22 protein-coding genes and 1 riboswitch are annotated in these 20,901 nt (G+C 61.2%); of the genes, 16 read left to right on the top strand and 6 right to left on the bottom strand.

Features of this window, described 5'->3' with window-relative positions; translation table 11 throughout:
* Positions 1-94 precede the first annotated feature (94 nt).
* From NKH73_RS16235 to kce, 6 genes are all read left to right on the top strand, one after another.
* Complete coding sequence (locus tag NKH73_RS16235; protein WP_352933269.1) at positions 95-847, top strand: SDR family oxidoreductase; 753 nt, start codon at positions 95-97, stop codon at positions 845-847.
* 362 nt (positions 848-1,209) lie between these two features.
* Complete coding sequence (locus NKH73_RS16230; RefSeq protein ID WP_352933266.1) at positions 1,210-2,214, top strand: Bug family tripartite tricarboxylate transporter substrate binding protein; 1,005 nt, start codon at positions 1,210-1,212, stop codon at positions 2,212-2,214.
* Between the two features lie 100 nt (positions 2,215-2,314).
* Complete coding sequence (locus tag NKH73_RS16225; protein ID WP_352933263.1) at positions 2,315-2,959, top strand: tripartite tricarboxylate transporter TctB family protein; 645 nt, start codon at positions 2,315-2,317, stop codon at positions 2,957-2,959.
* Positions 2,952-4,457, top strand: coding sequence for a tripartite tricarboxylate transporter permease (locus NKH73_RS16220; protein WP_352933261.1), 1,506 nt, complete (start codon positions 2,952-2,954; stop codon positions 4,455-4,457). Before NKH73_RS16225 ends, NKH73_RS16220 begins: the two co-directional genes overlap by 8 nt.
* A gap of 89 nt (positions 4,458-4,546) precedes the next feature.
* Positions 4,547-5,329, top strand: a complete 783-nt coding sequence (locus NKH73_RS16215; RefSeq protein ID WP_352933258.1) for an HpcH/HpaI aldolase family protein — start codon at positions 4,547-4,549, stop codon at positions 5,327-5,329.
* Positions 5,330-5,363: 34 nt separating this feature from the next.
* The gene (gene kce / locus NKH73_RS16210) at positions 5,364-6,293 is read left to right on the top strand and encodes a 3,5-dioxohexanoate:acetyl-CoA acetone transferase (protein WP_352933256.1); all 930 of its coding nucleotides are present in this window, start codon (positions 5,364-5,366) and stop codon (positions 6,291-6,293) included.
* A gap of 221 nt (positions 6,294-6,514) precedes the next feature.
* Here kce and NKH73_RS16205 read toward each other — a convergent pair whose 3' ends face one another.
* A complete protein-coding gene (locus NKH73_RS16205) occupies positions 6,515-6,742 on the bottom strand; it encodes a UTRA domain-containing protein (RefSeq protein WP_352933253.1) in 228 nt (75 codons plus the stop codon).
* 152 nt (positions 6,743-6,894) lie between these two features.
* On the bottom strand, positions 6,895-7,338 hold the full coding sequence (locus tag NKH73_RS16200; RefSeq protein ID WP_352933251.1) for an SRPBCC family protein: 444 nt from the start codon (positions 7,336-7,338) through the stop codon (positions 6,895-6,897).
* A gap of 394 nt (positions 7,339-7,732) precedes the next feature.
* Between NKH73_RS16200 and NKH73_RS16195 the strand changes: the two genes are divergently transcribed.
* The 6 genes from NKH73_RS16195 (at position 7,733) to NKH73_RS16170 (ending at position 12,633) form a co-directional block, all read left to right on the top strand.
* Positions 7,733-7,978, top strand: coding sequence for a hypothetical protein (locus NKH73_RS16195; RefSeq protein ID WP_352933249.1), 246 nt, complete (start codon positions 7,733-7,735; stop codon positions 7,976-7,978).
* A complete protein-coding gene (locus tag NKH73_RS16190) occupies positions 7,959-9,044 on the top strand; it encodes an ABC transporter substrate-binding protein (RefSeq protein WP_352933246.1) in 1,086 nt (361 codons plus the stop codon). The genes NKH73_RS16195 and NKH73_RS16190 overlap by 20 nt, the downstream gene beginning before the upstream one ends.
* Positions 9,045-9,114: 70 nt before the next feature.
* Positions 9,115-10,152: an ABC transporter ATP-binding protein gene (locus NKH73_RS16185; protein WP_352933243.1), complete on the top strand. Its 1,038-nt coding sequence runs from the start codon at positions 9,115-9,117 to the stop codon at positions 10,150-10,152.
* On the top strand, positions 10,149-11,006 hold the full coding sequence (locus tag NKH73_RS16180; RefSeq protein WP_352933241.1) for an ABC transporter permease: 858 nt from the start codon (positions 10,149-10,151) through the stop codon (positions 11,004-11,006). The genes NKH73_RS16185 and NKH73_RS16180 overlap by 4 nt, the downstream gene beginning before the upstream one ends.
* Entirely contained in the window at positions 11,003-11,800 is a 798-nt protein-coding gene (locus NKH73_RS16175; protein ID WP_352933239.1) for an ABC transporter permease, read from the top strand. The genes NKH73_RS16180 and NKH73_RS16175 overlap by 4 nt, the downstream gene beginning before the upstream one ends.
* Positions 11,797-12,633 (top strand): carbon-nitrogen hydrolase family protein, encoded by an 837-nt coding sequence (locus NKH73_RS16170; protein ID WP_352933797.1) that lies wholly within the window; start codon positions 11,797-11,799, stop codon positions 12,631-12,633. The genes NKH73_RS16175 and NKH73_RS16170 overlap by 4 nt, the downstream gene beginning before the upstream one ends.
* Positions 12,634-12,870: 237 nt before the next feature.
* Here NKH73_RS16170 and NKH73_RS16165 read toward each other — a convergent pair whose 3' ends face one another.
* From NKH73_RS16165 to NKH73_RS16150, 4 genes are all read right to left on the bottom strand, one after another.
* Entirely contained in the window at positions 12,871-13,677 is an 807-nt protein-coding gene (locus NKH73_RS16165; RefSeq protein WP_352933237.1) for an ABC transporter permease, read from the bottom strand.
* Positions 13,674-14,681, bottom strand: a complete 1,008-nt coding sequence (locus NKH73_RS16160) for an ATP-binding cassette domain-containing protein (RefSeq protein WP_352933235.1) — start codon at positions 14,679-14,681, stop codon at positions 13,674-13,676. The genes NKH73_RS16165 and NKH73_RS16160 overlap by 4 nt, the downstream gene beginning before the upstream one ends.
* 196 nt (positions 14,682-14,877) lie before the next feature.
* On the bottom strand, positions 14,878-15,387 hold the full coding sequence (locus NKH73_RS16155; RefSeq protein ID WP_352933233.1) for a superoxide dismutase family protein: 510 nt from the start codon (positions 15,385-15,387) through the stop codon (positions 14,878-14,880).
* Between the two features lie 160 nt (positions 15,388-15,547).
* A complete protein-coding gene (locus NKH73_RS16150) occupies positions 15,548-16,324 on the bottom strand; it encodes a sulfite exporter TauE/SafE family protein (RefSeq protein ID WP_352933231.1) in 777 nt (258 codons plus the stop codon).
* Positions 16,325-16,605: 281 nt separating this feature from the next.
* A riboswitch (TPP riboswitch) is annotated at positions 16,606-16,718 on the top strand.
* A gap of 123 nt (positions 16,719-16,841) precedes the next feature.
* Between NKH73_RS16150 and NKH73_RS16145 the strand changes: the two genes are divergently transcribed.
* Genes NKH73_RS16145 through NKH73_RS16130 form a run of 4 tightly spaced genes read left to right on the top strand, consistent with a single transcriptional unit; the run spans position 16,842 to position 20,705 of the window.
* Positions 16,842-17,642 carry an ABC transporter permease gene (locus NKH73_RS16145; RefSeq protein WP_352933229.1) on the top strand — a complete coding sequence of 267 codons (801 nt, stop codon included), beginning with the start codon at positions 16,842-16,844 and terminating at the stop codon, positions 17,640-17,642.
* Positions 17,639-18,397 (top strand): ABC transporter ATP-binding protein, encoded by a 759-nt coding sequence (locus NKH73_RS16140; protein WP_352933227.1) that lies wholly within the window; start codon positions 17,639-17,641, stop codon positions 18,395-18,397. The genes NKH73_RS16145 and NKH73_RS16140 overlap by 4 nt, the downstream gene beginning before the upstream one ends.
* Positions 18,394-19,407 (top strand): ABC transporter substrate-binding protein, encoded by a 1,014-nt coding sequence (locus NKH73_RS16135; protein WP_352933225.1) that lies wholly within the window; start codon positions 18,394-18,396, stop codon positions 19,405-19,407. Before NKH73_RS16140 ends, NKH73_RS16135 begins: the two co-directional genes overlap by 4 nt.
* Positions 19,404-20,705 (top strand): LLM class flavin-dependent oxidoreductase, encoded by a 1,302-nt coding sequence (locus tag NKH73_RS16130; RefSeq protein WP_352933223.1) that lies wholly within the window; start codon positions 19,404-19,406, stop codon positions 20,703-20,705. The genes NKH73_RS16135 and NKH73_RS16130 overlap by 4 nt, the downstream gene beginning before the upstream one ends.
* The last annotated feature ends 196 nt before the right edge of the window (positions 20,706-20,901 follow it).

The raw sequence follows: 20,901 nt of genomic DNA, 5'->3' as shown, positions 1-20,901 counted from the left end.
GCCCCGGAATTCGCGATCGGCCGCCTCGTTTTGATATGCCGGCAAGGCGAAAAGGCTCTGCCATCCATTCAACGCCCTGAAGTGCAGAGGATTCATGCAGAACGTTGTAATCGTAACTGGTGCCAGCAGCGGTATAGGGGCTGCGACTGCGCGTTTGCTCGGAACCGCCGGTGCGCACGTTGTCGTCAACTACAAAAACTCGCGGGAACTAGCGCAGGCTGTGGTGGCCGACGTCGAGGCTGTCGGCGGCAAGGCCATTGCTGTCCAGGCGGATATGGGTTCGGAGGCCGACATTCTTCGCATGTTCGAAGAGACGGATAGCGTATTCGGACCCTTGAACGGGCTGGTGAACAATGCCGGCGTCAATGGTCCGAAACACCGTTCGGCGGATAATTATGAATTCCAGGAAACGATGGACATCTTTGCCGTCAACACTGTCGGCGTTCTCATCGCATGTCGTGAGGCAATCAAGCGGATGTCGACGAAGCACGGAGGCAAGGGCGGCAGCATCGTCAATATATCCTCCATCGGCGCGCTAACGGGCTCACCTGGCCGCTTCATCCATTATGCCGGGTCGAAGGCTGCGGTTGACACGATGACGAAGGGGCTGGCCGTGGAGGTCGCGAAGGATGGCATCCGGATCAACGCCATCCGTCCCGGTATGATCGACACACCAATCCATGCGAAGGCTGGGCAGGCCGACAGGGTCAAGGAGTTTGCTTCCAAAAACCCGCTTGGACGTGCGGGCCTCCCCAAAGAGGTTGCGGAGGCCATCGTGTGGCTTCTCTCCGACAAGGCATCCCTCGTCACCGGCGCCGTACTCGATGTGATGGGCGCCCAACGTTAGGTCTCAAGGGGGCGATCTCACGTTAAAGACCACCCTCGCAAGGACTTGTCTCGATGACATCGGACTTCTGCGTTTAGAGAGCGCAGCCTGCTGAGGCAGGGCTTTCGGACCAACGAGTTTCGATCCGAGCAGCCGATCTCGAGCCACCGAGCTGTTCGATTTGGGAGAATGGCAATCCACTGATCGCGATCCCTGTTTCATTGTGCGAAACATAATGTGCGGGGACTGTGGGACGGGAAGAAGTTTGATCTAGTTTGAAACGCTTTCGCCGTGCCGCCGGTTCGGTTTCGTGCTTACGACCGCATGCTGGGAGCTATGCGGAGGACCAAAAGACTTCGGTGTAGTACCAGGGAGGAATATCCATGAACATTTCACTCGTGTCCGCTCGTAACACGCGCAGGTTGGCGCTCAAGCGCATCGCCGCCGCAGTCGCTCTGCTGCCGGTTGCGCTGAGTTTGGATAGCGCGCTGGCGCAGGATTATCCCGCCAAGTCGATCACGGCGGTCGTACCTTTCGCAGCCGGCGGCGGTTCTGACACCCAGACCCGGATCTGGGGCGACGCCATGGCGCAGTTGATAGGGCACCGCATAATTGTCGAAAATGTTCCTGCTACGGCAGGCGTGTCAGGGACAAAACAGGGGATAGCCGCCGAGCCCGACGGCTACACGGTGGTCATGGGAGTGGCCTCGACCATCGCCATAAATCCAGTGATCAACAAGGCAGCGGACTACAAGCCGCTCGAAGATTTGCAGCCGGTCGCGCTGACCGGCTACACGCCTTACGTGATGGTCGTCGCCAACAATCTGAACATCAAGACGCTGCCCGAACTGATCGAGTACGGTAAGGCGCATGAAGGCGAGCTCACCTATGCAGGTTGGACGACCGTGGGCGAATTCGCTCGCAAGGGCCTGGAATTGCAGACGGGATTGAAAATGATCCCAGTCCCCTACAAGGGCAATACGGAAGCGATGACCGATGTCATCGCCGGCCGGGCTTCGGCAGCCATCCTGGACATTTCCTCGGCACTTCCCTTCATCCGGTCGGGCAGCGTAACCCCAATCGTCATGACCGGTCCTGACAAGTCGAGCGCGCTCCCGGATGTGCAGACGATCGACGAGGCCGGTGTGAAGAACTACTTCATCGACTCCTGGACCGCGATATTCGCTCCGAAAGATACGCCGAAGGAGATCGTCGAATATCTCAACGCCAAGACGCGCGAAGCGCTAAAGTCGGAGAAGGCGAAGGCTCGCTTCGACGAGCTGGCGATCGAGTTCCGGGACTATGACGTCAGCCAGACACGGGAATTCATGGAGAAGCAGGTTGCCGGCTGGAAAACCCTCATCGAAAAGGCTGGCGCAGCAAAATAGCTGACCGCTGGAACTGCAGGGCCGGATTGTGCTGTCCGGGACGATCGGGCCGATCCATCGTGTGACGCCAGACAGACCAAATCGGTAGAGGTGCGAGAGAATGTCTGAAGCGACAGATAGGCCGCGATCCGACGTTGTTCCGCGTCATGCTCGCGTCGACGTGATCGGTGGTGCGATCGTCATCTTCATCGCCGGTCTGATCTGGTACGGCGCGATCGAACTCAATGTCGGCCAACTGACCCGTCTCGAATCCGGAGCCATGCCGAAAGCGCTGTCGATTCTGCTTTTCGCCGCCGGATGCGGAGTCATGGCAAAGGGGCTGATGCAGCGCGATGATGAGGCCGAGCGTTTGCAACTCGCGTTGGGGCCTGCGTCAATCGTCGTCATCGCCATGCTGATATTCGGACTTTTCATCCGAGGCGGAGACTTTGGTATCGTCTCGACGCCGCAACTCGGCCTGACGGTCGTCGGTCCGCTCACCGTATTCATTGCCGGTTACGCGACTCCCAATGTACGCCCTGGAGAACTTCTGGTGACGGCATTCGGGCTGACCGCGGCGCTGCTGTTGATATTCGCCGATCTGCTCGGGGTTGGCGTCCCTGTCTTCCCCAAATTCCTCCAGAACGCCATCCCGAGTTCAGTGGGTCCCGACGCCGCCACGCGATTGGCCTACAGTATCTACGGCGTTCTCGCTGCCGTCCTTTACGTTGCGGTCTTCGGATTGGGAGGGGACAGGCGTGGCTGAACTTTTCGAGCATCTGGCGCTGGGTTTCTCCGTCGTCCTCTCCGTTCAGAACGTTCTGCTCTGCCTGGTAGGCACCCTTGTGGGCACCCTGATCGGTGTGCTGCCCGGAATTGGGCCGTTGGCGACGATCGCGATCCTGATGCCGCTGACTTACAACTCCGAGCCAGTCGGGTCGTTGATCATGCTTGCCGGCATATACTACGGCGCACAATATGGCGGGTCGACCACGGCGATCCTCGTCAACATGCCGGGGGAATCCTCGTCGGTGGTCACGGCGTTGGACGGCCATGCCATGGCGCGCCAAGGCAAGGCCGGGAAGGCGCTTGGTATCGCTGCGATCGGTTCGTTCGTTGCGGGGACCTTCGCCACACTCGTCATCGCCGCCGTGGCAATTCCGCTCTCCAAGTTGGCACTGAGCTTCACGGCCGGAAATTACTTCGCCCTGATGGTTCTGGGGCTGGCCCTTGCTATCGTGCTGAACGGCGGATCCGTGCTGAAGGGCTTCTGCATGCTGATCATCGGCGTCGCTATGGCGCTGATGGGCGCGGATCCGGTGACCGGCGAACCGCGCCTGACCTTCGGCACCGATGTGCTCTACGACGGCTTCGACGTCGCCATCGTCGCAATGGGTCTGTTCGGCATCGCGGAGATCCTGCGCAATCTTGAAACGCCCGAGGCAAAGCCCTTCGTCGGGGGGATAATTGGTGGACTTCTGCCCGACAGGAAGGACCTGCGGGAATCCGCGGGCGCGATTGTGCGCGGATCTCTGCTGGGCAGCATCGTCGGGATCATCCCGGGGAACGGCGCGACCCTTTCGTCCTTCGCCTCGTACGTCTTGGAAAAACGGATAGCCCGCAATCCGGAGAAATTTGGAAAAGGCGCCATACAGGGCGTCGCAGGACCTGAATCTGCTAATAACGCCGCCGCCCAGACGACCTTCGTGCCTCTGTTGACGCTGGGTCTTCCATCGACTGCGACCATGGCGCTGATTGGCGGCGCGATGACCCTCCACGGCGTCGTTCCCGGTCCACAAGTGATCGATCTTCATCCCGATCTTTTCTGGGGCGTGGTCACCTCCATGTGGATCGGCAATCTGATGCTCGTCATCATCAACCTGCCGTTGATCGGAATATGGGTGAAGTTCCTGAAGGTCCCCTACCACCTTCTTTTTCCGATGATCGTATCGATTTGCTGCCTGGGAATTTATTCGGTGAACATGCGACCTTCCGACGTGGTTCAGGTCGCTGTATTCGGGGTTGCCGGTTACCTTCTCTACAAGCTCAGGTTCGAGCCCGCGCCGCTATTGCTTGGCTTCGTCCTCGGCGGAATTCTTGAAGACAGTCTTCAGCGCGGCCTGATCCTCAGTCGTGGACATGTGTGGACCTTCCTGAGCGAGCCGCTGACGCTCACTTTGCTTGCCATCGCCGCGGTGATTGTCGTTTCGGCGCTGTTGCCGTCCATCAGCAGAAACCGGCAGATCCTCGCCGAGGAGAATTAGCAAAAGACGTTCGGGATACAGCGATCGCCGCGGATCAGCCGCGGGTGTCAACCCACGGCCTTAATAAGCATCAGAAAGGATCTACGACAATGACTCCCACAGCTACCGGCTTCCGCAAACGCTTCATCGCTGGGGAGACACTCGTCGGAACCTTCATCAAGACCCCGGCAACGCACCCAGTGGAAATTCTAGGCGCGATTGGCTTCGAGTTCGTCGTCATCGACGAGGAACATGCACCGTGGGATCGTGTGAAGATCGACGGAGCGCTGCTTGCTGCGCGCGCATCCGGGACCGCGGGAATTGTGCGCGTCGCGGAGCCCAGCGCTGCCAAAATACTCGCCGTACTCGATGACGGAGCCACGGGCGTGCTGGTCCCGCATGTCAGTTCTGCCGCGAAGGCAAAGGAAATCGCACAGGCATGCCGCTTCCGCGGTGGCCGGCGCGGCTTCTCCAATACCACACGCGCGGGCGATTTCGGCGCGACCGGCGTCTGGCCGCATGTCGAGGCTCAGGACGCTGCTGTCACCTTCATTGCCATGATCGAAGACCCCGAGGCGCTCGATGAGATCGATGCGATCGTCGCGACGGAAGGTCTCGACGGCGTTTTTATCGGACGTGGCGACCTCACGGTGGCACTCGGCGCGGAGGCCATGGACGCGCCCCAGATCATGGCGACCTGCGAGAAGATCATCGCGGCAGCCAGGAAAGTCGGCAAGCCGGTCGCGATGATGGTGGCCAACGCCGAAGACGCGACGCGCTTTCACGCTATGGGCGCAACGACCTTTATCGTAGCGTCGGACCAGGGGTTCATGCGCCAGGCCGGGCTCAAGGCCTATTCGGACATTTCTGCGGTGGGCGCCAAGCGCGCCTGACGCAGTCGCTGCAATGCACTGACAGGAGAGCATAGTGACTATTCGGAAAGTGATCATCACCTGTGCCGTGACCGGCTCGATCCACACCCCGTCGATGTCGCCGCATATCCCGGTGACCGCACAGGAGATCGCGGACGCTGCGATCGGTGCGGCGGAGGCGGGTGCGGCGATTGTCCACCTGCATGCGCGTAACCCCGAGAACGGCCTGCCGGACCAGTCACCGGAGGCCTTCGCGCCGTTCCTGAAAGTGATCAAGCAGCGCTCGGACTGTGTCGTGAACATCACAACCGGCGGTGCGGCCACCATGACCATCCAGGAACGTATGGAGCCTGTCGTCACCTTCAAGCCGGAGGTAGCTTCGCTCAACATGGGCTCGATGAACTTCGGTCTCTACCCCATGTTGAATCGCTTCACGGAATTCAAGCACGATTGGGAGCGGCCGTATCTCGAAGGCTCGCGCGATCGCATCTTCAAGAACACTTTTGCGGATATCGAGCACATCCTGACCACCTGTGCCGAAAACGGCACGCGCTTCGAGATCGAATGCTACGACATCGGCCACCTCTACGCGCTCGAGCATTTCGTCGATCGGGGCGTCGTCAAACCGCCCTTCTTCGTGCAGAGCGTGTTCGGCATCCTCGGCGGGATAGGTCCTCATCCGGAGGATGTGATGCACATGAAGCGGACCGCCGACCGGCTGTTCGGCGATGCCTATTCGTGGTCGGTGTTGGGGGCGGGCGCGAACCAGATGCGCATTGCGGCGCAGGCGGCTGCGATGGGAGGAAACGTCCGTGTCGGGCTGGAAGACTCGCTATGGCTCGGGCCGGGCCAATTCGCCAAGACCAATGCGGAGCAGGTAACCAAGGTGCGAGGCATCGTCGAGGGGCTGGGCCTGTCAGTCGCCACACCCACCGAGGCGCGCGAGATCCTTCAACTCAAGGGAGCCGATCGCGTCGCGTTTTAACGAGCGTTCTCGTCTTCTGCGGCATATGCGATGCCGGCGATCATCTGCGGCAGGTTCTGATTCCAGAGCGGATGCTAGAGCAGCTGACCCCTATCATCAGTTTATGACGCAACCGCCACATCCACCGGTGAACGCCGCTCCCGGTCGGATTCCAACCACCTTTTGAACGGGCAAATTGGTCGTCCCGCTCCCCTGCCGAGCCGAGCAGGATGAAGAGAGCCTCACTCTTGAGAGTTCGAAGCCTGCGCAAGCACATTCAAAAGCTGGCTGGTGTTGTCTATCGAGAATTGCACGCGCTCACTGGGCCAGACCGTCTCGGAATAGGCGATCGGCGTGCCTTTCATGTCCACGTCGATCTTTTTCAGAAGCACGATCGGCTGCGTTTCGGATTGCGCGAGCTGTCGTGCCGCTTCCTTGGTCGGCAGCCGCACGATGATGTCGGTGCGCAACCGGATATAGTCTGCAGCATCCTATGCGACTTGGCCTAAAGATCGCTCGGCATAGCAGGTGCACACCTCAGCGAGGCTGAAGGTCCCGGAACGGATCGCGCAAGTCGTTGTCGACACGATCCGAACCTGGCCTTCGCGCTATCGTGACGCGGCTATTGATTGATCTCAGGCTCAACCAGCCTTGCCAGGTTTCGCAGCGATTCCTGCCAACCGAGATAACAAGCCTCGGCCGGAATGACGTCCGGTATACCTGCCTGCGTTACATCGAGTTCGGTTCCGACCGATACTTTCTTTAATGTCACGGTCACTTGCATCTCGCCAGGCAAGTTGGGATCGTCGAATTTGTCCGTGTAGCGCAGGCGTTCGCCCGGAACGAGCTCGACATATTCGCCGCCAAACGCATGGCTCTCGCTCGTTGTGAAATTCCGGAAAGACATCTTGAACGTGCCGCCAACTTCTGGCTTGAAGTGATGCACAGTGCAGGTGAAGCCATTGGGTGGCAGCCATTTGGCGAGCGCGTCCGCCTCGATGAATGCACGATAAACTTTCTCGGGGCTGGTCGCCAGAACGCGGTGCAAGCGTACGGTATTCGGCATAATCGTTTATCCTTCTAGATTGACGAAACTGACGCCCCTAAGGACGAACGGAACTTTACCAGCCCGACAGCGGATCGAGCTTTTATCGAAAAAAGTTTCGTATCCGATGCCCAGGTCATTGAGGTCCGTCTGGCTCGGATTTCCGACGCCATAACAGATCGAGATGGCGCAGCCTTTATCGTCGCCCTGCTGGCCGCCGCGATCAAGCCGAGGCAGCGCACGGTGCATGTCGCGTAGGGAATATCTGCATAGCCGACTCCAAGACGGCGCTTAGCGATCAAGAGCCGAGGCGCACATCACGCCAGCGGGCTTTCGACGGTTTCATTTGGATCGGCGGGTCTGCGGATGCTCAGAACCAACTTCACCGACGGGGTGACACAAATGAAACCGTGGCGTGGAAATCCGACAAAGCAGTGAAACATCTCACCGCCAATGGTGGCGCCAGAAAACGACTGGGATTTCTGACGCCATGCAAATCGAACCCGATATCGAAGACGCGCCCCTAAGAGTTTCCGAGCTTGGTGATTTTTCAACCCGCCCGCAAGTGCAGGCAGGCTTGAACGAAGCATTTGGCACGACAACGGCGACAAGAAACATAATCTTTGTAGAGGAAAATCAAAATGAATATTTATGCAAATAACGCCAGCCGGCGTTCGGTCCTGAGGCTGGGCCTTGCCGCTGCGGGCATGCTTGCCATGCCTGCGGTCCTGCGTGCCCAGGAGAAATCACTGAAGGTCGGCGTCTATGGCGGCTACTTCAAGGATTCGTTCGACAAGAACATCTTTCCCGAATTCAGCAAAGCCACCGGCATAGCGGTTGAATCGATCGCCGAGCCCACCGGCGAGGCCTGGCTGGTGCAGATGGAGCAGGCCGCCCGGGCCGGACAAGCCCCGGCCGACCTTTCGATGATGGCGCAAGTGCCCACACTGAAGGGACTGGAGACCGAGCTTTGGACGCCGCTCGACCCGTCCAGGATCGCGAATTACGGCGACCTGCTCGACCGTTTCATTTCCAAATACCCGGATGGCCGCATCGCCGGCGTCGGGGCAGTCGCATGGTATGTCACATTGGTGACCAACACCGACACCTACCCGCAAGCGCCCGATTCCTGGGCTGCACTCTGGGACCCGGCCAACAAGGACAAGCTCGGCCTTTTGGCGCTGGCTACGAACTCCTTCCTGCTCGAGGTGACGGCCAAGACCTTCATGGGCGGCACCAGTGCGCTCGACACCGAGGCTGGCCTGCTCAAAGCCTTCGAAAAGCTCGCCGAGCTAAAGCCCAACGTGCGGCTGTGGTATCGCGACGAGGCGCAGTTCGAGCAGGCGCTGAAGTCGGGTGAGATCCCGATGGGCCAGTACTATCATGACGTCACCGGCCTTGCCGCCGCCGACAGCCATCCGGTCCGCTCCACTTTCCCGAAGGAGGGCGGCATCCAGGACTCCGGCAATTGGGTGCTGTCGCGCGCATCGACCAAGGTCGATGAGGCCCATGTCTTCATTGATTACATGAGCCGGCCGGCGACCCAGGCGCTGTTGTCGCGCAATGTCGGCACCGCGCCGACATTGAAGCGCGACACGCTCGACCTGACGGACAAGGAATTCGCAGCCGTGGCGTCGGACATAGACCCGGTCGTACCACGTTACGATCTTTATCAGACGAAATCCGACTGGCTGAACCAAAAGTGGACGGAACTGATCGCCGGCTGACGGCGCATCCTTTCCGGTCCGCAGAGCGGGTCGGAAGGACAGGAATGATCACGCGAGGCGGGGATTGGTCATGAACGGTTTGAAACTTGACAAGCTGTCGAAGCAGTTCGGCAAGGTCACCGCGGTAGATGAGGTCGACCTCGATGTGCCGCACGGCACGTTCGTTTGCTTACTCGGACCGTCGGGCTGCGGAAAGACCACACTCCTGCGCATGATCGCAGGCATCGAGGAGCCGACCGTCGGCACCATCCGTCTCGATGGGGAGGACTTGACGCGGGTGCCTACCCACAAGCGCAACCTCGGCATGGTCTTCCAGTCGCTGGCGCTGTTCCCGCATCTCACGGTGGGCCAGAACATCGCCTATCCGCTGCGCATCCGCGGCACCGGAAAGCAGGAGCAGAAGCAGCGGGTCGAGGAACTCCTCGCCTCCATCCACCTTGGCGGCTACGCCGACCGATCAGTCTCCAAGCTTTCGGGCGGCCAGCGCCAGCGCGTGGCGATCGCCCGTGCGCTGGCGCTGTCGCCGCGTCTCTTCCTGCTCGACGAGCCGCTTTCGGCCCTGGACGCCAAGCTGCGCGAAGCCATGCAGGTGGAGCTTCGGCAGCTGCAGCGAAAGCTCGGCATTACCACCATCGTCGTCACGCATGACCAACGCGAGGCCATGACCATGGCTGACCTGGTCGTGGTCATGGGCGACGGCAGGATCCGGCAGGTAGCTTCGCCGCTCGAGATCTACCGCAAACCGGCCGATGCATTCGTGGCGGACTTCATCGGCTCGACCAACCTGCTTCAGATCGAGGCTTATGGCGACAAACGCGCAATCGCTCTCGGTCACGCCATTCCGGGCCTGTCGCTGCCGGACGGAATGCCGAGCGGCCTTGTCTCGATCCGCCCGGAGGACGTGCGCCTCACACGAAACACCGATGGCGCGATGTCCGGGAAGGTCACCTTCGTGCGCGACCTCGGCGGGACCATAGAGACCTTCATCGATGTGAGCGGGACGACCATCGTCGCAGTCTCGACGCCGCGCGAGCGCGGCAGTTTCGAAGCCGGCGGGGACGTCGGAGTCGTGCTGCCGGCCGAATGCTGCGTGGTGCTCAAACAATGAAACGCGAGCCGCCCCGTACCGTTGCCGACTGCGCACCGTTGGTCTTCCCGGCCGTCATGCTCATTGTCTTTTTCGTGGTGCCCTTCTCGACCATGATCGCCGTCAGCTTCTTCCAGCGGCAGCAGGGCGGGTTCTACACACCCGATTTCGTTTTCGACAATTACGCCCGTTTCGTCAGCGCGTTCTTCGCAGGCGTGCTCGGCTTCTCGCTGATGCTGGCCGTCACTGTCGCCATCGCTTGCGTGGTGATCGCCGTTCCCTTCACCTACCTGCTCACGCAGACATCCCGGCGCGTGCAGGTCGTGTGGCTCGTCTGTCTGCTGTCGGTGCTGTCGCTGTCCGAAGTCATTACCGGCTTTGCCTGGTCGATCTTGTTTTCGCGTACGGCGGGCATCACCAACCTGCTTGCGGCGGCCGGCCTCATGGCCGAACCGCGGGCGCTGCTGCCCGGCTTCGGCGCCGTGCTGACGGCCATGGTGTACCAGGCGCTGCCTTACACGATCCTGGTTCTCTACCCCGCCTTGGTCAGGCTCGACCCGACACTCCTCGAAGCCGCTCGCACCCTCGGCGCTTCGCCTGCCCGAGGCTTCCTCGGCATCATCGTGCCGGCGCTCCGGAACACGATCGTCGCCACGCTGGTCATGGTTTTCGTCTTCGCGCTCGGCTGCTATCTGCTGCCGCAGATCCTCGGCCGGCCGCAGCATTGGACATTGTCGGTGCTCATTACCGACCAGGCGATCTATCAGTCGAACATGCCATTTGCTGCCGCCATGGCGGTGTTCCTGGTGTTGATCTCGCTGGCGCTGGTCGGGCTGACCCTGCTGATCGGCGGCCGCAAGGAGGCCACGATATGACCAGCAAATTCCTGCGCGGGCTCAGCTTCGCCCCGGTCGCGGTCTTCCTGGCGGCGCCGCTGGCGGTTGTAGCCGGCGTATCCGTCAACGAGCAGCGATCTCTCACATTCCCGCCTCAGGGCTTCTCGCTCGCCTGGTACGGCGAGATCTTCACCGATCCGGGCTGGCGGGCAGCTCTCGTCGCATCGCTCGTGCTAGCAGGGCTTTCCGCTGCGCTCGCCGTGCTCGTTGCACTGCCGCTCGCCTGGTTTGTCTGGCGGCACGTGGCGCCGTGGGCGAATATCTTCCGTCTTCTCGGCGTGACGCCTTTCATCCTGCCGCCGGTCATCACGGCTCTCGGCATGCTGACCTTCTGGGCGATGGCCGGCTCCTACGGCGCGCCATGGACAGCGGTCATCAGCCACGCGATCTTTTTTGTGACGCTACCCCTGGTCACGCTGTCGCTCGGCTTCTCCGCTATCGACCGCTCGCTGGTGGAGGCGGCTTCGACCATGGGCGCAAACAGCCGGACAGCGCTTCGAACCGTCGTGCTGCCGCTGATCTTGCCCTATCTGATTTCCGGCTATGCCTTCGCCTTCGTTCTGTCTCTCAACGAATACATTGTGGCCTACATGACGGTCGGCTTCACCGTGGAAACGCTGCCCATCAAGATTTTCAACGCGCTGCGCTACGGCTACACGCCGGTCATGGCTTCGGTCTCAGTGTTCTTTGCGGCGATTGCCGCGCTGGTCTTCGCGCTCGTTGCGAGGTTCAGCGATCTGCGCAAGCTGCTGGGCGCTTTGGACGAGAGCTGATGCGTATCGCCGCCATTCAAACGCGCGCCGTGGCCGGCGATCAGGAAGCCAACCTTGCGCGGATCGAAGAGGCCGCGCACACCGCGGCTGCCGCCGGCGCAAGTCTTCTGATCGCGCCCGAACTCGCGCTCCCCGGCTACGGCGCGGGAGATGATATGCGCATGCTGGCGCAAACACCCGGTGGCGATCTTGTCGCCCGGCTTGCCCTGGTTGCGAGCGAGTTGAAGATCGCCATCATTGCCGGCTTTGCCGAAATGGCAGAGGAGGAGATTCACAACAGCGCCGTCTTCGTCGATGGCCAGAATCCCCCCATCGTCTACCGCAAGACGCACCTCTACGGCGACTACGAACGCGGCATCTTTACTGCCGGATACCCGTCGGTCTCGATCATCGAGTATGGCGGCCTCCGGATCGGTATCCTCATCTGCTACGATGTCGAATTTCCCGAAAACGTGCGCCGCCTGGCACTCGCCGGCGCGCATCTCATCGCCGTGCCGACGGCCCTGCCCGCAACCGGCCACGCCGAGCTCATTGCCCGCAAGATGATCCCGGTCCGCGCCTTCGAGAACCAGGTTTTCGTCGCCTATGTGAACCACTGCGGCGCCGACGATCTTTTCTGCTATGCCGGCCTGTCGGCGATCGCCGCCCCCGACGGCACCCTTCTGGCCACTGCCGACAGCAAGTCCGAGGCACTGCTTGTCGCCGACATCCGGCCGGACGACTTCGCAGCGTCAGCTATCGCCGCTCCCTATCTGCGTGACGTGCATCACTGCAGCGAGTGGCCTCAGGATGAGGCCGCGGCTCACGCGCGCGATTGCCACTTGGCGCCATGAAGTTCGAGCCCAACGAGCCGTGATCCCTCCGTGCCCAGAGCAGTCGCTGGTATCGCCCCAGGCGCGCAGGTTCACAGGAGCGAGCGATGCTGGGTGCCGAAACCGGGGACCGCCGTTCTAGCTTCTGATCGAGCGCAGATGCAGGACACGCCTTGCGTCGATTTTTAAGAAGCGCAGATCCATCCGGGGCGCATTGTCGATGCGCAGGCGATCGGGATCGCGACCGTTTGGCCCGCCTCACCTTCTGAGATACAGCCACAGTGTCGTCGGCGCTAGGATCGCGGTCAGCGCCGCCGGCGCGATCAGGGCGAGGACGACCTGACTGAGTGTCGCCCCGCCACCCATCAGCCCGCGCAGCGCGGTCGTCATCAGCGACACTGGATTGACGTCGACGAAAGCCCGTAGCCAGTCCGGCATGGTGCCGGGGTCGACCATGATGTTGGAGGCAAAGACGAGAGGGAACAGGAAGGTGAAGCCGAGCGTCATCACCGTGGTTGGCGTGCGGATCAGCAGGCCGAGCACGATGAATACCCAGCCCATGCCGAACCCGATGGCGATCAGCATGGCAAAGGCGGCAAGCACGCCGAGGACGCCCGCTTCAGGCCGGTAGCCGAGGATCAGCCCGATAGTGAGAATGATCGAGGCGGCAATCAAATGGCGCAGGATGTCACCCACCATCAGGCCGGCGAACGGAGAGAGCGACCAGATCGGCAGCGATCGGAAGCGGTCGAACAAACCCTTGCCGAGGTCGGTCGACAATCCCATGCCTGAATAGACAGCGTTGAACACCACCGTCTGAACCAAGATACCGGGTAGGAAGAACTGCAGGTATTCACCAGGCGAACCGGCGAGCGCGCCGCCGAAGACAAAGGTGAAGAGCAGCGTGAACATGATCGGAGTCATCACCAGATCAAAGAGCTGCTCCGGCACATGCTTGAATTTCAGCACCGCACGCCATCCGAACACGAGTGCGTTGGAAACGGCTGATGGGGTTTTAGGCCGGGCGACCGTTTGCAGCCGCTGCAGGGATGTCGTGTCGATCATGGCTTGTCGTCCTTGCGGCTTTCACCCAGGCCCGGCTGGCCCGTCAGCGCAAAGAAGACCTCCTCGAGGCTGGGCTGGCCCATGGAGAAATCCGACAGCTCGATACCGCCTGCGACGAGATCGGCCAGCGCCTCGTTGGCGGCCTTCGCCGTGCCGGCAAGGACGGAGAGCTCACCGCCTTCGGCGCTGCGTTGGACAGGATGTTCCAGTCGTCGCTCCAGAATGGCCGCCGCCTCGTCCAGCCGCGCAACATCGGCGAGCGCGACATGGAGAAAGCCGGAGCCGGTGGCCGCCTTCAACTCGCGGCTGGTACCCTCGGCGATTTTCCTGCCGTGGTCGATGACGGCGATGCGCGCTGCGAGTTGATCGGCTTCTTCGAGATATTGCGTGGTGAGCAGGATGGTGACGCCGGACTCGGCGAGGCCGCGGATCATGCCCCAGACATCCTTGCGGGCGTTCGGATCGAGGCCTGTGGTCGGCTCGTCGAGGAACAGCACGCCCGGCGTGACGACCAGCGAGGCGGCTATGTCGAGCCTCCTTCGCATGCCTCCCGAATAGTCCCTCACCTGCTTCGTCGCCGCTTCTGACAAGCCGAAAGCGGCGAGCAGGTCGTCCGCCCGGGCTTTCGCGGCGCGGCCACGAAAGCCCCAGAGCCGGGCGAGCAGGACGAGGTTCTCGCGGCCCGTCAGATCCTCGTCGAGCGAAGCGAACTGCCCGGTCATCGCGATAGCCGCACGGACCTCATGCGGGGCCTGCACGAGGTCGTGCCCCATCACGGTCGCGGAACCGGCGTCGGGGCGCGACAGCGTCGCGAGCATACGCATCAGCGTTGTCTTGCCGGCGCCGTTCGGGCCAAGGATGGCGAAAATCATGCCACGCGGCACCTCGAGATCGATACCATCGACCGCGCGCAGCTTGCCGAAGGTTTTGACGAGGCCGCGGGCAGAAATGGCTGACTGGGCAAGACCCGTCGAGGGCACACCCATGGGAGAAGTATCGTTCATGCAATCATCCGGCAGTCACAGAATGAACGCCAATTTCGGCGTGATGGCTGCGTTGTCAATCCTCTTCAGGCGCACGACCTTACCGTCCGGCTTATCCTCATGCGAGAGGCCCCGACCGCGCAGGGTGACCTAACCCTCGAGGGTTACGAGCCAGTCAGATCAATGTCGGAGAGGCCTATACTCGTCTTGGGGCTTCTCACTCGATCACGGCGCAGGCCTGACGATTTCCGGCATCACCGGCAGGCTGGCTTTTATAGTCGTCCTGTCCGCCATGGATCATCAATGCCTTGCCTCGTATCGCCGTTTCTCCACCATCCAACTTGACCATGCTGTTGAAAGCCTGCGCCCGCAAAACGCCGTCGGCGCCGACCCGCTGGTTTGGCATATCGCCTGCGTGCGGGCCTTTTTCAGTGAGATACCCATGTTCGGCATTGGTCGGATTGAAGTGCCCGCCTGCCGACTCATGGCCGGCCTGATGGTCGCACTTTCCGGTTTCATGAACATGGAACGCCACCCATTCACCCGCCGGCAGTCCTGTTACCTCCAACTCTATCAGCACACCCTTGGCCGTCTCGGTCAACGTGGCCGTTCCGTTCTTCTCGCCAGCCATGTTGACGAATTCGGCTTTCGCGGTCGCGGTGTCCTGAGCCGCTGCAGGCATCGCAACCGCCAGAGCCAATCCTGTTGTCGCAAGCAATTTGTTCATAGACTCGGCCTCTGGTTGTCCAAGCGAGCCAAACAACAAAGGGGACTCTTCGTTCCATTTTGGAAGTGAGTTTTTGTCTCCGTCACGGCCGCCGGAGAAACGAAGACAGTGCGTGGAACTCGATAGTCTGCGCGTCATGGGAACTGGAACCTCACGACATTTACACCAATTCGAAAAGCTCCGCGGTTTGCCAGCCTGCCAGCAGTATGATGACACCTCCAACGAGTCTGAGGAGCGTCTTTTCAGCGATCGACTTCACCATCAATCCGGCCATCGGCGCTGCGATCACGCCGCCAAGAACCAAGCCGGCAACGGCGACCAGATTTTCGGTCAGCTCTCCTGCCTCTTCCCAATGGCCCGTCAGCAACGCAAACAAGAAGGTCAGAGACACTGAGAGCGTGATGAGGAACTCGCTGGCATTTACCGTACCAATAACGTAGCGGGGCGTTCCGCCAAAACCGAGAAGGCCCGTCGTTACGATGGGTCCCCATCCGCCACCGCCTGCGGCATCCAGAAAGCCACCACCAAGTCCAAGAGGAGGCACCGCGCCTGCAGGGACCGGGTTACTGGGAATCCGCCGGAATGAACGGAACAGGAGCCAAGCTCCGACAAGCGCAAGATATGTGGTCACATACGGCTTCATGACGGCTCCCTCGAACGAGGTGAGCACAAAAGCGCCGAGAACGCCGCCGAGCACGCCAAATGGCATCAGCCGCCAGAAGAGCTTCCAGTCAATGTTACGGTGATAGAGATGAGCCGAACCTGAGGCTGCGGTGGTAAACAACTCAGCCGCGTGAACTGACGCCGAAGCGTGCGCAGGAGACACGCCAAACCCCAGTAGTGTCGTCGAGGAAACCACCCCATAGGCCATGCCGAGAGCCCCGTCTACAGCTTGGGCTACAAACCCCACGATCGCAAAAAGAATGAATTCTTGCATTTGGCTCTCCGAGGCGCGGGTCGCGATTGGCGATAGAGAAACCCGTTGCCTACAACGTATGCAATTATATCTTCACGCTTCCACCATTCATCAAACGCGCGGCATCAATAATGGTGGCGACGAACGGAAAACATCCGCTCGACCGACGCCTTTTCCCAAATCTCGACAGGATGCCGGCTTTTCTGTTTTGCTCAAATGTCCCTGACGGTACCTCAAACTCTCACCCTGAGGTTTCACGCTGGACGCAGACTTGCAGCCCCACGCTTTATCTGTTTAATTGCCGCCATCCACAGGGGTGCTCCGTATCGTCGGGGCTGAGAGATGGGCTGCAAGCCCGTAAACCCTAGAGCTGATCTGGATAATACCAGCGGAGCGAGGCGGGCGATGTTTTCTGGCGCACAGATCTTTCTTTTTCCGATGTCCGGCGATTTCGTCGGCCCGCTCGAGGGCCATGTCACGATCGCGGTCTCGGCCAACAGCCCGACCCCGCGCTGATATCTCGCGCCGGAGGTCCCGCATGTCCCAGCCCTTCCGCGCCGCACCGCGAATCGCGGTCTTGTTCGCCAAGATTGGACCGGCCTTGCTGTCGGTCGGCATGCTGGTCTTGGCTTGGGAGCTCTATGCGCGTATCTCGGGCATCTCGCCCACCACTTTGCCGACACCCTCACGTGTCCTCGCCCAGGTCATCCAGCAGCGCCAGGCGCTATTCGACAACACCATACCGACGATCAGCGCCACATTAGCGGGTTTCGCCTGCTCGCTGGCCGTTGCCTTCATCCTTTCGGTGCTGATCGATTTCTTCAAGCCGCTGCGCCGCGCCCTGTTCCCGGTGTTCATCATCAGCCAGACCCTGCCGCTGGTGGCGATCGCCCCGCTGGTCGTTCTCTGGTTCGGCTTTGGGCTGATGCCGAAGATCATGCTGGTCGCGCTCGTGACTTTCTTCCCCATGCTGGTCGCGCTGGTGCAAGGTTATGAATCGACCGATCGGGATATCTCGGCGCTTCTGAGTTCGATGGGCGCTTCGCGCATGCGCATTTTCCTGCTGGCCCGCCTGCCCTCCTCGCTGCCCTATTTCTTCGCCGGACTGCGCATCTCGATCACCTATGCAGTGGTGGGCGCCATCTTCGCGGAATATGCCGGGGCGGCCAAAGGGCTCGGCATCTACATGCTCAACGCCAAGAACAATTTCCGGCCCGATCTCGTGCTCGCGGCTGTGCTGGTCAGCGCCTTGCTCACGCTGGCCCTGTTTGCCGCGACTGTGCTGATCCAGCGCGCCGCCATGCCATGGGAGCGGCTCGATACCGCACGAAAACCATGAGCAGGCGGCTGGAACTGCGCCAAGTCAGCAAGAGTCTTGGCGATATCGACGTGCTTGCCGGCATCACCCTGCATGTCGAGGCGGGCGAATTCGTTTCAATCCTTGGGCCCTCCGGAGCTGGTAAATCCACGATCTTCAGGTTGCTGACGGGCGATCTCGACGGCTACGGCGGCGATGTCGGGTTCGACGGCCGACCACTTGCCGAAGCGCGACGACCGTTTGCCTTCATGCCGCAGCGCGATGCCCTGATGCCTTGGCGCACGGTTATCGACAACACCGCGCTCGGACTTGAAGTGCAGGGCATGTCCCGCAAGGCGGCCCGCGGCAAAGTAGCACCGCTCTTCGGAGAATTCGGCCTTGCGGGCTTCGAGCATAAGTATCCCGCACAGCTCTCGGGTGGAATGCGCCAGCGCGCCGCGCTGTTGCGTACCGTCGTGCAGGACCGCGCCATGCTGTTGCTCGACGAACCGTTCGGCGCACTCGACGCCCTCACGCGCACCGGCATGCAGCGCTGGCTTCAGACGATGTGGGACCGGCACCGCTGGACCGTCCTGCTGATCACCCACGATGTCCGCGAGGCGGTCTTCCTGTCCGATCGCATTTATGTGCTGAGCCGCCGCCCTGCCCGCGTGCTGCGTGAAATCGCCATACCTCTTCCGCACCCGCGCAAGGATCTTGCCTCGCCGGAAGCCAGCGCCATCGAAGCCGACATCCTCGATACTCTTCTCGATCAACAGCCCGATCAAAGGACATGACCATGCTTTCCAGACGCCTCTTCATTGCTGCCGCATTGATCGCCGGGCTCGGACCCGTCACGTCGGTCTGCGCCCAGCAGACTGTCACCGTCGCGCTAGACTGGACGCCGAACACAAACCATGTCGGGCTCTATGTCGCCCAGGCGAAAGGCTTCTACACCGAGGCCGGGCTCGACTTGCAGATCCTGCCCTACACCGACACAGCGGCCGGTACGCTGATCGCCAACCACGTCGCCGATTTCGGTATACTGGGATCCATAGGATTGTTCACCCAACGCACGGCCGGCGCCGACCTCGTCGCCACCTACGCCATCATGCAGACAGAAACCGGCAGGCTAGTGTTCAATGCCGACCGCGCCGATATACGCTCCCCCAAGGACCTGGACGGCTTGACCTATGGCGGTTTCGGCAGCGCCTGGGAGAACGCGCTGATCGGCACCATCATCCGCCACGACGGCGGCGACGGCAAATTCGAAACGGTGACGCTGGGCACCTCCGCCTATGAGGCCTTGGCCAATGGCGCAGTCGATTTTACGCTCGAAGTCTATACTTGGGAGGGGATCAAAGCGGAACTTGACGGCAAGGCCCAGCGCGCCTTCCGCTACGCGGATTTCGGCGTGCCTGACCAACACACCAATTTCATTGGCTCGAGCCGAGCCTATCTCGAAAAGAACAAGGACACGGCAACCGCGTTCATCGCCGCGACCAGGCGCGGCTACGCCTTCGCCGTCGAACATCCGCAAGAAGCGGCTGATATGCTGATCGCAGCGAACAGCGACGTGCTGACCAACCGTCCGTTGATCGAGGCATCACTGAAGGCGCTGGTCGACGGCCACTACCTGCAAAGCCCCACCGGCGCGATCGGCACGATCGATCCCGCAAAGATGGAGGCTATCGGCGACTACCTATTCAAGGCCGGAATCCTGCGCGACGGCGATGGAAACCCGGTCGGCGAACGACCCGATTTCGCAGTCTATTACAGCAACGCCTACCTGGCCGACGAAAAATGAGCCCGCCGCGGCGCATGCATCTCAATGCCGTGATTTTTGGCCTCGGTAGTCACGAGGCCGGTTGGCGCATGCCCGAAAGCGACCCGCTTGCCTCGACCAGCCTCGATTATTGGGTAGATATCGCCCGTCGCGCCGAGGCTGCCGGTTTCGACGCCCTGTTCCTCGGCGACGTGCTGGCCCTGCAGAGCGGCGCTGATCGGCATCTTTCCGACGCCATGGATCCCCTGGTCATTCTGTCAGCGCTCGCCGCCGTCAGCAGCAGGATCGGACTGATCGGAACTGCATCGACCAGCTTCGATCACCCGTTCCACCTGGCTCGGCGCTTTGCCTCTCTCGACCACATCAGCAAAGGCCGTGCGGGCTGGAATATCGTCACCTCGTCCAACGTGCTCGAGGCCCGTAATTTCGGACTGGACGCGATGCCGGAGCATGACGAACGCTATGCCCGCGCAACCGACGTGATCGACGCAGCCATAGCGCTCTGGCAAAGTTGGGCTCCCGATGCGAGGAAGCCGGACAAGGCTGCCGGGCGATACTTCGATCCAGACAAGGTGCGGTCAGTCGATCACGCCGGTCCGTTCGTGCGCACCGCTGGCCCGCTCAACGTACCGCGATCGCCTCAAGGTCGGCCGATCCTGGCACAGGCCGGCTCGTCGGAAGCAGGCCGTGCCTTCGCCGCTCGTTACGCCGACATCGTGTTCACCGTACAGGCGACGCTGGCGGAAGCGCAGGATTTCTATCGCGACATCAAATCACGAGCAGCCGCCGCCGGGCGCGATCCGGATACGATCCTTGTCTTTCCGGGGATCGTGCCGATCGTCGCTCATACCAGACAAGCAGCCGAAGAGCGGCTGGCAGAGCTGAACGGCTCTACCGTAACCGACCACGTACTTGCCAAGCTCGGCGAACTCCTCGGCGAGGATTTAACCAATGCCGATCTCGACGCGCCGCTACCGCCCCTATCGAGCGCACAGCCGAACCGGTCCAGCCAGAGCCGGGTCGGCGTGCTGGTCGGAATCGCAAGGCGGGACAGGCTGACGCTGGGACAATTGCTCATGCGCCTCGCAGCCGGCCGCGGTCATCTGCTCGCCGTCGGAAATGGCCGCGATATAGCCGACACGATGCAGCAATGGTTCGAGGGCGGAGCGGCCGACGGTTTCAACGTCATGGCGCCCGTCATGCCCGGTGACCTGCAAAGCTTCATCGACGATGTGATGCCTTTGCTGGAGCGTTCGGATATTTTCGACGGTGGCCGCACCCTTCGCGAGCGATACGGTCTTCCAAATCTTCAGGCCTAGAATCCAGATCCATTCCTATTCGTCCGGTGAGAGCGCCGTAAGCCGTCAGGCACTGCTTTGCCTGCGCGAACAGGTCATCACCGTCGATCGTCACATCGATTCTCCTGCGCAATCCGGCTCGGTCGATGCACCGGTGTCGTCCGCTTGCAGCGTTGTGTCCCGCCGTTTTCGAGAATGCCGGAATTGACACCCTCGC

Source organism: Mesorhizobium sp. M0938 (assembly GCF_040319125.1).
GTDB classification, from domain to species: domain Bacteria; phylum Pseudomonadota; class Alphaproteobacteria; order Rhizobiales; family Rhizobiaceae; genus Mesorhizobium; species Mesorhizobium robiniae.
Note: the sequence above shows the minus strand (reverse complement) of the source record. Positions and strands in the feature narration are given on the sequence as shown.